Source organism: Microcoleus sp. AT3-A2, assembly GCF_036705685.1.
Lineage (GTDB): Bacteria > Cyanobacteriota > Cyanobacteriia > Cyanobacteriales > Microcoleaceae > Microcoleus.
In genome coordinates this window covers 1-9,384 of record NZ_JAUBVF010000103.1, presented here as the reverse complement: position 1 = coordinate 9,384, position 9,384 = coordinate 1, and the positions used below count along the sequence as shown (strand labels likewise).

General features: G+C 46.3%; 11 protein-coding genes. 9 read left to right on the top strand and 2 right to left on the bottom strand.

Going from position 1 to position 9,384, the window contains the following annotated elements:
* Positions 1 to 110: 110 nt before the first annotated feature.
* Positions 111 to 362 carry a hypothetical protein gene (locus QUB37_RS28540; protein WP_333168528.1) on the top strand — a complete coding sequence of 84 codons (252 nt, stop codon included), beginning with the start codon at positions 111 to 113 and terminating at the stop codon, positions 360 to 362.
* Between the two features lie 118 nt (positions 363 to 480).
* Here QUB37_RS28540 and typA read toward each other — a convergent pair whose 3' ends face one another.
* Positions 481 to 2,271: a translational GTPase TypA gene (typA, locus tag QUB37_RS28535; RefSeq protein ID WP_333168526.1), complete on the bottom strand. Its 1,791-nt coding sequence runs from the start codon at positions 2,269 to 2,271 to the stop codon at positions 481 to 483.
* A gap of 245 nt (positions 2,272 to 2,516) precedes the next feature.
* Between typA and QUB37_RS28530 the strand changes: the two genes are divergently transcribed.
* The 7 genes from QUB37_RS28530 to QUB37_RS28500 all read left to right on the top strand — a co-directional run bounded on the left by QUB37_RS28530 (position 2,517) and on the right by QUB37_RS28500 (position 7,158).
* Positions 2,517 to 2,888, top strand: coding sequence for a type II toxin-antitoxin system RelE/ParE family toxin (locus tag QUB37_RS28530; RefSeq protein ID WP_333168530.1), 372 nt, complete (start codon positions 2,517 to 2,519; stop codon positions 2,886 to 2,888).
* A complete protein-coding gene (locus tag QUB37_RS28525; protein ID WP_333168525.1) occupies positions 2,860 to 3,246 on the top strand; it encodes a transcriptional regulator in 387 nt (128 codons plus the stop codon). The genes QUB37_RS28530 and QUB37_RS28525 overlap by 29 nt, the downstream gene beginning before the upstream one ends.
* 445 nt (positions 3,247 to 3,691) lie before the next feature.
* Positions 3,692 to 4,519, top strand: coding sequence for a M15 family metallopeptidase (locus QUB37_RS28520; RefSeq protein ID WP_333168524.1), 828 nt, complete (start codon positions 3,692 to 3,694; stop codon positions 4,517 to 4,519).
* 208 nt (positions 4,520 to 4,727) lie between these two features.
* Positions 4,728 to 5,306: a pantetheine-phosphate adenylyltransferase gene (coaD, locus tag QUB37_RS28515; RefSeq protein ID WP_333168522.1), complete on the top strand. Its 579-nt coding sequence runs from the start codon at positions 4,728 to 4,730 to the stop codon at positions 5,304 to 5,306.
* Entirely contained in the window at positions 5,189 to 5,875 is a 687-nt protein-coding gene (locus QUB37_RS28510) for a DivIVA domain-containing protein (protein ID WP_333168520.1), read from the top strand. Before coaD ends, QUB37_RS28510 begins: the two co-directional genes overlap by 118 nt.
* 292 nt (positions 5,876 to 6,167) lie before the next feature.
* A complete protein-coding gene (locus QUB37_RS28505) occupies positions 6,168 to 6,398 on the top strand; it encodes a hypothetical protein (RefSeq protein WP_333168529.1) in 231 nt (76 codons plus the stop codon).
* The gene (locus QUB37_RS28500) at positions 6,382 to 7,158 is read left to right on the top strand and encodes an acyltransferase family protein (protein WP_333168518.1); all 777 of its coding nucleotides are present in this window, start codon (positions 6,382 to 6,384) and stop codon (positions 7,156 to 7,158) included. The genes QUB37_RS28505 and QUB37_RS28500 overlap by 17 nt, the downstream gene beginning before the upstream one ends.
* 14 nt (positions 7,159 to 7,172) lie before the next feature.
* Here QUB37_RS28500 and QUB37_RS28495 read toward each other — a convergent pair whose 3' ends face one another.
* The gene (locus QUB37_RS28495) at positions 7,173 to 7,904 is read right to left on the bottom strand and encodes a TIGR04283 family arsenosugar biosynthesis glycosyltransferase (RefSeq protein ID WP_333168516.1); all 732 of its coding nucleotides are present in this window, start codon (positions 7,902 to 7,904) and stop codon (positions 7,173 to 7,175) included.
* A 228-nt stretch (positions 7,905 to 8,132) separates the two neighbouring features.
* Between QUB37_RS28495 and ubiG the strand changes: the two genes are divergently transcribed.
* Entirely contained in the window at positions 8,133 to 8,978 is an 846-nt protein-coding gene (ubiG, locus tag QUB37_RS28490) for a bifunctional 2-polyprenyl-6-hydroxyphenol methylase/3-demethylubiquinol 3-O-methyltransferase UbiG (protein WP_333168515.1), read from the top strand.
* The last annotated feature ends 406 nt before the right edge of the window (positions 8,979 to 9,384 follow it).

Below are 9,384 nucleotides of genomic sequence, written 5' to 3'. Positions count from 1 at the left end.
TAATTGGGTCAACAGGTAAAAGATGAGTAAAATCACTCATTGACAATAGTGCTTTTAGCTTAACTTGTGAGTAATGGTTAGGAACCAGCTTAAACGATTACGAGGGAGATGTGGAAACGATTCGCCATCCCAAAGGTGAACTAAAACAGATATATTCGGGATTTAATGAAAAGGAACACGGCGGCAGAATTCTCGATAGACTTGATGTTGAAAAGGTTTTATCTAATCCGAATACTTGTGCTTCTCTGAGAACCTTATTTGCATGGTGTTTAAAGGCTTTGGGGCAAATACCTACCGATAAATATCAGCTTTCAAGTGGAGAATTAAGTAAAATAACCAAAGCACAATTGGATAATATATAATTTTTTAAGTTATGGCAGGTTGTTACTGCCGATAAAACGTAAGGTGCACATTGTGCACCTTACAGGCTTTTTTAGCGTTTCACCAGTAGGGTGCACATTGTGCACCCTACAAGTTGTTTTAGCGTTTGACCAACTTCTTAGAAACCTTCCGCAAGCGAATTGATTGTGGTGTTACTTCCACCAATTCATCCTGACCGATGTACTCCAAAGCACGCTCCAAACTCATATCGACTGGCGCTTGCAATTGCGCCAATTCTTCACCGCCAGATGCGCGGTGGTTTGTCAACTGCTTCGACTTGCAAATATTCAGCTCCATGTCATCATCTCGGTTGTTTTCCCCGATAATCATCCCTCTGTAAACCTTGGTTCCGGGGGTAATGAAAAATACGCCGCGGTCTTCAGCATTTTTCAGTGAATAAGTAGTTGCAACTCCTTCTTCAAAGGAAATCAATACTCCGTTGCGACGGGCGACAATTTCTCCACCGAGGGGGCGATAGTCGAGGAAGCTGTGATTCATAATTCCAGCGCCGCGAGTCAAGCGCATAAACTCGCCTCGGAATCCAATCAAACCGCGAGCGGGGACTGAAAATTCGATTTGGGTGCGACCAGTGCTGCTGACGTGCATATCTTGCATTTCTGCTTTCCGCTGACCGAGGCGTTCGATGCAGCCGCCGACTGCTTCTTCGGGTACGTCTAACACCAAACATTCAAAAGGTTCGCAGGGACGACCGCCGACTTCGCGGAAGATTACTTGGGGCTGGGATACTTGGAATTCGTATCCTTCGCGACGCATATTTTCGATCAGGATTCCGAGGTGGAGTTCGCCACGGCCGGATACGAGGAATTTGTCGGGAGAGTCGGTTTCTTCGACGCGCAAGGCGACGTTGGTTTGGAGTTCTCGCATTAGCCGATCGCGAATTTGTCGCGATGTTACTAAACTACCTTCTTGACCGCAGAACGGCGAATCGTTCACCGAGAAAGTCATCTGCAAAGTCGGTTCATCTACCTTGATTAAAGGCAGCGCTTGCGGGTCGTTGGGGCAGGTAATTGTCTCGCCAATATACGCATCAGCAAAACCAGCAACGGCGACAAGATTACCAGCAGAAGATTCTGGGATATCAATCCGCTTCAGGCCTTCAAAGCCCATCAATTTGGTAATTTTTGATTTGACAAGCGCGCCGCTTTCTGTGATTAAGACTGCTTGTTGACCAATTCTAATCGTGCCGTTGTGGATGCGGCCGATGACAATGCGACCGACGTATTCTGAGTAATCTAAGGTGGTTACTTGCAGTTGTAGTGGCTTGTTGGGGTCGCCTACGGGGGGTGGTACGTGGTCGAGGATTTCTTCAAACAGGGGCTTCATATCTACCCCTTCGTCTTCGAGGTGTTTTTTGGCGTAACCGCTTAAGCCGGAACCGAAGAGATAGGGAAATTCGCACTGATCGTCGTCAGCACCTAGTTCGAGGAACAGATCCAAAACTTTATCGACGGCTTTGTGGGGGTCGGCTCGCTCGCGATCGATCTTATTCACAAAGACGATCGGGCGCAGTCCTTTTTCTAGGGCTTTTTTGAGTACGAACCGGGTTTGTGGCATCGGGCCTTCGTTGGCGTCTACGATCAGCAGACAGCCGTCAACCATGCCGAGAACTCGTTCGACTTCTCCGCCGAAGTCCGCGTGTCCGGGGGTATCGACGATGTTGATCAGGGTTTCTCCGTACCTGACGGCGGTGTTTTTGGAAAGGATGGTAATGCCACGCTCGCGCTCGATGTCGTTGGAGTCCATGACGCAATCTGGGATTTCTTCCCCTTCGCGGAAGATCCCGGACTGTCTGAGGAGAGCGTCCACAAGGGTGGTTTTGCCGTGATCGACGTGAGCAATGATGGCGACGTTGCGAATGGGAAGACTCATAATGCGTCTGGAACGTTAAACGGATCTAACTAAAGATTTCTTAATAATTGTAGCGCATGGAGTCAAGGGGCGATCGGGCGGCTGCCAGATTGGAGTGAGATCGTCGCTAGAATCAAGATTATGGAAGCGCAACAAGCGTGAAAGTGAGCGTTACACCTCCCCTGACGGCAGAGTTTTTTTCGATCGGCGATTTTGAGTTGGCCCAGGTGAAGAAGGTTGGATACGGGTCGATCGCCGATATTAAGATGAGGGTGCAAGTACGATCGACTTTATGGAAGTACAACAAGCGTGAAATTCAGCGTTATATCAGACAAAATGGCACAGTTCCCTTTGCAGAATGGTTTACAGCCCTGCGGGATGTTAACGCTAAAATTAGGATTGATAAAAGGCTTCAGCGGGTTAGCGGTGGCAACTTAGGAGACTATCGCTCAGTTGGCGCAGGAGTCTGGGAATTAAGGATTGACTATGGCCCGGGCTACCGAATCTACTTTGGACAAGCGGGAGCTACGATTGTGCTTATCCTGTGCGGTGGAGATAAAAGCACTCAAGACCAAGACATTGTTAAAGCTCAGGAATACTGGAGAGATTATGAAAGACGCCAAAGTGCCGACGAGTGATAGTTATCATTCTTTTAAAATTTCCAATTTCAAAGACCAAAATTATGCTGCTGCTTACCTCTCACTGATCTTTGAAGAAGAGGAAGAAGGCGATTTAGAGATGGGAATAATGCGAAAATCGCTTCGAGATGTATTTGAGGCTCTGGGCGAACCAATTATGTCAGATGAGGACGCCTCATTGCATCTGGAAAAATTAGATGTTTTGTTGTCGCAGAATGGAAGCGCGACAATTTATGCTTTGGCTAATTGGCTGAAGGCTTTGGGATTGAAGTTAACAGTTGCGGTTGATGAAGGGGAGAAAGGGGAAGACGAAGGTTCTGTTGGTGGTGCTGAATTGGCGGAAGTTGGTAATGTTTGATTTTGGTCGATCGAGCTTTAAACTACTAATTAGACCTTAACGGCGCTCGAACCCCGATCGCTCTTTTGAAGTACCCGCTCGCTCCGGGGTATCCTCCAATACTGTTAAAAGTTATGCCCGATCGCCCGGTATGGCAATGGCTGACATCGGTGTTCTGCTAAAATTGGCGCGGACGTTTGATGTGTCGATCGCAGAATTGTTCGATTTTATCGAACAGTAACAAATTACACTTAAAATAAACCAGCGCTACCAGCGCCAACCAGTTCGACCTCACAGGGACGATCGACTGTGGGCCCAAGCAACAAATGCGAGAGTTGGCGGATGGGACAGGGCGAAGTGTGAAAGAGATGATATATTCTCAGCGGCAATTGTAGCTGTCCGATCGCCCATATCGGTCTACAATTTGTAACGTTGAGCCTTATTGAAGTGCAGGAGTGGAGCTGGCTTGGATAACGCTAGTCTGTCAAGAAAACCCCCGCAAGCCTCGGAGCTTGTCGCCGACGAAATTCCAGAAGCAGTGCGAGACCACCCATACCCAGAAGCAGGGCAGAGTCAGTCCAAGAAAAAAGGGCTGATTTGGAAACTGCTAGGGTTGGCCGCCTTAGCCTTTGGGGTCAGCATCTGGCTGCACCTCAACTTTAACTTGTTCCCAGCCACCAGTCAGGCAGAGCAAACTCAACAAGACTCAGCGCCGACAAGTTCCGCGTCTCCGTCTGTCGCGAGTCCAGCTACCACCCCAAAAGTCCCCGCAATACCAGAAAACCTGCTGGGACACTTGCCGTACCCAGAAGCACCAGCCAAAGACTTGGTAAGCGTCACCTCCGACGGTAGCGTCAAACTCCGCTCCGGGGCAGCAGCAAAATATCAGGAAATGGTCAACGCCGCTGCAGCATCAGGCATCTATTTCGCTCCCATATCCGGCTTTCGTTCCCTGCAAGACCAACAGCACGTATTTTTTGACGTGAAAGCCGAACGCAGGCAAAACGCCAGCAAGCGAGCCGAAGTCAGCGCCCCACCAGGTTACAGCGAACACCACACCGGTTACGCGATCGACATCGGCGACGGCACTGCCCCGGAACACAACCTCAGCCCCAGTTTTGAAAATACCCAAGCATTCAAGTGGTTAGAAGCCAACGCCGTCGCCTTCAGCTTTGAAATGTCCTTCCCCAAAAACAATGGCCAAGGCGTCAGTTACGAGCCTTGGCACTGGCGGTTTGTGGGCGACAAGCAAAGCCTCGAAACTTTCTACAAAGCTCATTCCATGAAAAAGTAGAGGGAAGAAGGAAGAGGGAAGTTCGGCAACGGATTCGCTCCACGGATGTAACGGATGTCAGTCCGATGTCCGTCAGAAGAAGGAAGAAGGAAGATTTTCCACATCTCCGGCTTTGCCACTCTCCCACTCTCCTACTGCCCCACTATCCTACTCTCCCATTCCCCCACTCCTCCACTCCTCCACTCCCGCACTCCGTTGAGCCAAACTCGTGATTGCAATATATCCAGGCAGCTTTGATCCCATTACCTTCGGTCACGCAGACATTATCGAGCGGGGATCTAAACTGTTCGATCAAATAATTGTTACCGTAGTCAGAAACCCCAGCAAAACCCCTCTCTTCACCGTAGAGGAACGGATCGAGCAGATCCGGCGCTCTACCCAACACTTGCCAAATGTAGAAGTAGACAGTTTTGAGGGTTTGACAGTAAACTATGCTAAGATTCGACAAGCCAAAGTGCTGCTGCGGGGGCTCCGGGTATTAACAGATTTTGAAATGGAACTCCAGATGGCCCACACCAATAAAACCCTTCTGGGTGAAATTGAAACAGTTTTTTTGGCAACTTCTAACGAGTACAGCTTTTTAAGTAGTAGTGTAGTTAAAGAAATAGCCAAGTTTGGTGGCTCCGTAGATCATCTTGTTCCGAAACACGTCGCCCTAGATATTTACAAATGTTACGCCAGCAGGAACCAACTCGCATCGAACCCGATAGTACCGGCATCGGCACTGAGAACGAACCACCTCAGAACACAGCCGCCTTCGGAGATCCCACCCGAACCGCAGGAGTAGACATCCAGCGGGAATTGAACAGGCTTGAGGAAATTGTTCTCGACAGCCCGCGAATTCCCATGACCAGACGCACTCTGGTGGATGAAGAACAGTTGCTCGATCAGTTAGACTTGGTGAGGCTAAATTTGCCGATCGCCTTTCAGGAAGCCGAGACAATCATCCGGCACAAAGACGACTTGCTTCAAGAGGCGGAACTTTACGCTCAGGAAGTGATAGAAGCAGCAGAACAGCGAGCAGCAGAAATTTTAAACGATATGGGTCTGCTCCAGCAGGCGAAGATAGAGGCAGATCAGTTGCGACAGCAAGTTTTGCTCGACTGTGAGGCAATTCAGCAGGCCACGCTGGCGGAAGTCGAACAAATTCGCTACCAGGCTCAGGAGGAATTGGAAGAGATGAGAGTCAGGGCGATGGCTGAATGCGAGGAAATTCAAAACGGAGCCGATGATTATGCCGACCAAGTGCTCGATAATATCGAGCACAAGTTGAGCGATATGCTGCGCGTGATCCGCAACGGGCGCGATCAGTTGGATAGTGTTTCTGCGTCGCACATCCATCACAACAACGGTTAGCCAACAGTGAACTCATTGCTTGAACATTTCTCAAAGTCTACCTAATTTAGGTAGATTTTTTTTCGCAATAGTCTCTATAGTCTTTCTTCCTCAATCCCAGCACTCGGAGACTTATTTTTGCAGACATAAGTTTTGTGAAGATAGGAGCAAATATAACCTTTTATGATATCTTACTCATCAAACAAAAAATTCCTAATTTGATTCAAATTTTTACAATCTAATTTTTACGAGGCAAAAAGTTTCTCATCGGTTCGCTGAATTTGATTTGATCGGAGCTTTAGCGATCGTCAGTGTGGTGATTACTCATGCTGGGTTCTTGGCATTTCGCGATCACAGAATTTTATTTGTGGTGATCGATACATTTCAACTATTTTGCGTACCTGCATTTTTACTATTGAGCGGTTTTTTTCTCACAAAGAAACTGGAAAATCAAAATAATCCCGCGCTGGTAGTCAAAAAAAAAACTGTCCAAAATTATACCCCCTTATCTGTTTTGGTCAGTAGCTTTGTACATCTTAAATAAGTTGGGAGAAATCCAAAAATTTGATTTACTTTCATTACTCAGAGATATCTTGACTGGTTCAGTGATGCCTCCCTATTACTTCATCGTTGTGATTGTTCAATGCTACGGCTGGTGGTGGCTTCTCGTGAAATTAATATTTTTAGAAGCCAGAAAAGTTTTGGCTTTGGGCATAACAATTCAAACAATTTTTACAATCTTCTTTTACTTAACCGCTTTCCAATACATATCAGTACCTCTACCTTTGATGGAGCGCTGGATTTTCAGTTGGATTTTACCATTTTCAACTGGTCTATTTTTGGGCGGATCGTATGACAGAATTCAACCCGTTATCGAACGGAAAAAATTGCCAATTTTAGGGACCACACTCCTTTTTTATCTAGCGAGCATTTGGGAATATTACCTAATAAGTGGAGTTAATTCGGAGGGATGGTTTCTCCGCTCGTTTTTTAAACTATCTGCTCAAGGATACGCAATTTTCTTCGTATTATTGCTCCTCGCATTTTCTAAGAGTATCGCACTTCCCAGTAGAGTATCTGGGTTAGTCAAAATATTGGCTGCTTACTCATTCCCTATATATCTCCTGGATTCTACAGTATTGAAATATGCCTTGTTAGTGTTTTATAAGTTTATTGATCCGGTAAATGCCCTGCTGAAGCTCGGCTTTTTAGTTACGGAGACTTTGTTAGGTTGTTGCGCGATTATTTACCTGTTGGAAAAAGATTTGCCCAAAAGTTACAGGTCGTACATTTTGGGAATTTAATCAAATTTAATGTTTCAGCGGATGTCTTCATAAAACTGCTTGAGATACCTTGGGGAAACGCCAAAACCCCACAAAAAACCAATCGAAAGATAGATCGCAATAGCTTTAAATTCGCCCCAACTCGCAACTCGACGATCGCTACTTTCCACTACCCGATTGACTAACTTAAGTCTCCCGCGTCGCACTAACTTCAAACACAAATCCGCTTCCTCCATAATTGGCAGCGCAGCATCGAAACCCTCGCACTCCCAAAAATCGGTACGGCGACAAAAAATAACTTGGTCGCCAAACAGCAGGCGCAATCCTTGGAAAAATAAATGAGGTCGAAATAACAGCGGCGCGTAATAAGTTTTCAGGTAATTGTGGACGGAAAAACCCCATCTTGTTTGCTGTGAACCAGCCATGAGGGAGATAAACCCGCCGCCGGCAATTTCGGCATCGGACAATGTTTTCTGGATGACTGCTACAATGTCGTCGGGAACTAAAGTATCGGCGTGGACAAAGCACAGAATTTCACCGGTGGCGACTTGATCACCTAAGTTCATTTGCACGGAACGTCCGGCTATACTGCTAGGAATAACGCGGATGCCGGCGGAAAGTGCGATCGCCACTGTTTCGTCTTGACTGCCGCCGTCTACCACCAACACTTCCCAAGGGGGAGGATTAAGGATGCTGAGTTGGCGGAGGGTGCGTTCCAGACAATTCGCTTCGTTGAGGGCTGGGATGATAATAGAAACGCGAGCCATCTGGTTGAAATTTATGCCAGAGATATTATAATAAAAAACTGTGGCGATTCACAACTAACGATAAAATAGAACTTACGCGCGCGTATTCAGAAACTCGGTGTCTGCCTGCGAACTCGTCACGAAACCTCGGATTTTTCACAGAAACCGGGTTTGTTTGTCTCATTTCTATAAAATAAGCCAAAAGTGCAATCGCCCTCTATATTCCCACTAATCAGGACTAAGAAAATCGTGCAGAAAACAGAAGTAAAAAATGATTTAGAGTTTTATGAGGAAAATGCCGATAATTGGTGGGACGAAAATGCTAAAATTTATGCCTTATACCATCTAAACAAACCCAGATTTGAGTTTTTCGACAGACACGCGACTAATTGGCAAGGGCTGAAAACCTTAGATGTCGGGTGCGGCGGCGGCTTTTCTTGCGAGTTTATGGCCGAGAGAGGCGCTATTGTTTCTGGAATTGATCGATCGGACAAATGTATTGTAGCTGCTCAAAATCACGCAGTTACCAGCGGATTTGAGATTGACTACAGGCAAGGTTTTGCCGAGAATATGCCCTACCCTGACAATACCTTTGATGTTGTAATCTGCGTGGATGTTTTGGAACACGTGGCCGATTACAAAAAAGTTGTGTCAGAGGTTCACAGAATTCTTAAGCCTGGGGGATTGTTCTTTTTTGACACAATCAACCGAACTTTTTCCTCGCAAGTTGTGATGATTGGGCTGATGGAAAATATTTTGCAGGAAATTAGGCGGGGCGTTCACGATTGGGAAAAGTTTGTTACCCCGGATGAACTGTCTTTGGTAATGCGCGATACGGGTTTTGGCAAGATTGAAATTAAAGGTTTTGATATGTTTGGAGAAATGGGCGCTATTTTAGCCCAGATACACGGTTTTTGGGGAAATCTTACAAGTGGAAAGCAGCTATTTCCTTCCAGGGCAGTTTTCAAACAAGCGGCTCAACTTTTAACAGTTAATTTCGCTAACTATATTGATTACAAAAAGTCTGGGTTGTTTAAAATCCAAATCAATGAGGATACGTCGATTATGTATGTTGGCGTAGGGGCGAAGAATTAGTCGGTTAATTGTTGACTGTTGTCATTAGGGGCGGGTTTTAGACTGGTTGTTGCGATCGACAAATCCGGCTAAAACCCGCCTCTATTGCATTTTTTAGGGTACGCACGCAGCGGTACACCTTATCCTGTTGAGTGCAATACACATATTCCGTAGGCACTGCGCCGTATCCTTACTGTATTGCGGGCAATTGAGAATTGCTATATTGGCGATCGCACGACAAACCTAAGCCTGGGCTGAGGGATACTGAGTATCGATCGAATTTTAATGACTCGCCCCAACTCTTAAAATAGCGATCGAGCAAGCATATATACTTAAATGTTAGGGCGGACATAAGCTGTCAAACATCTAAACTGCATTAACTAAGTTACCTTTATTTTTTACTTTTCGGTTCCATTTTATAATTAGT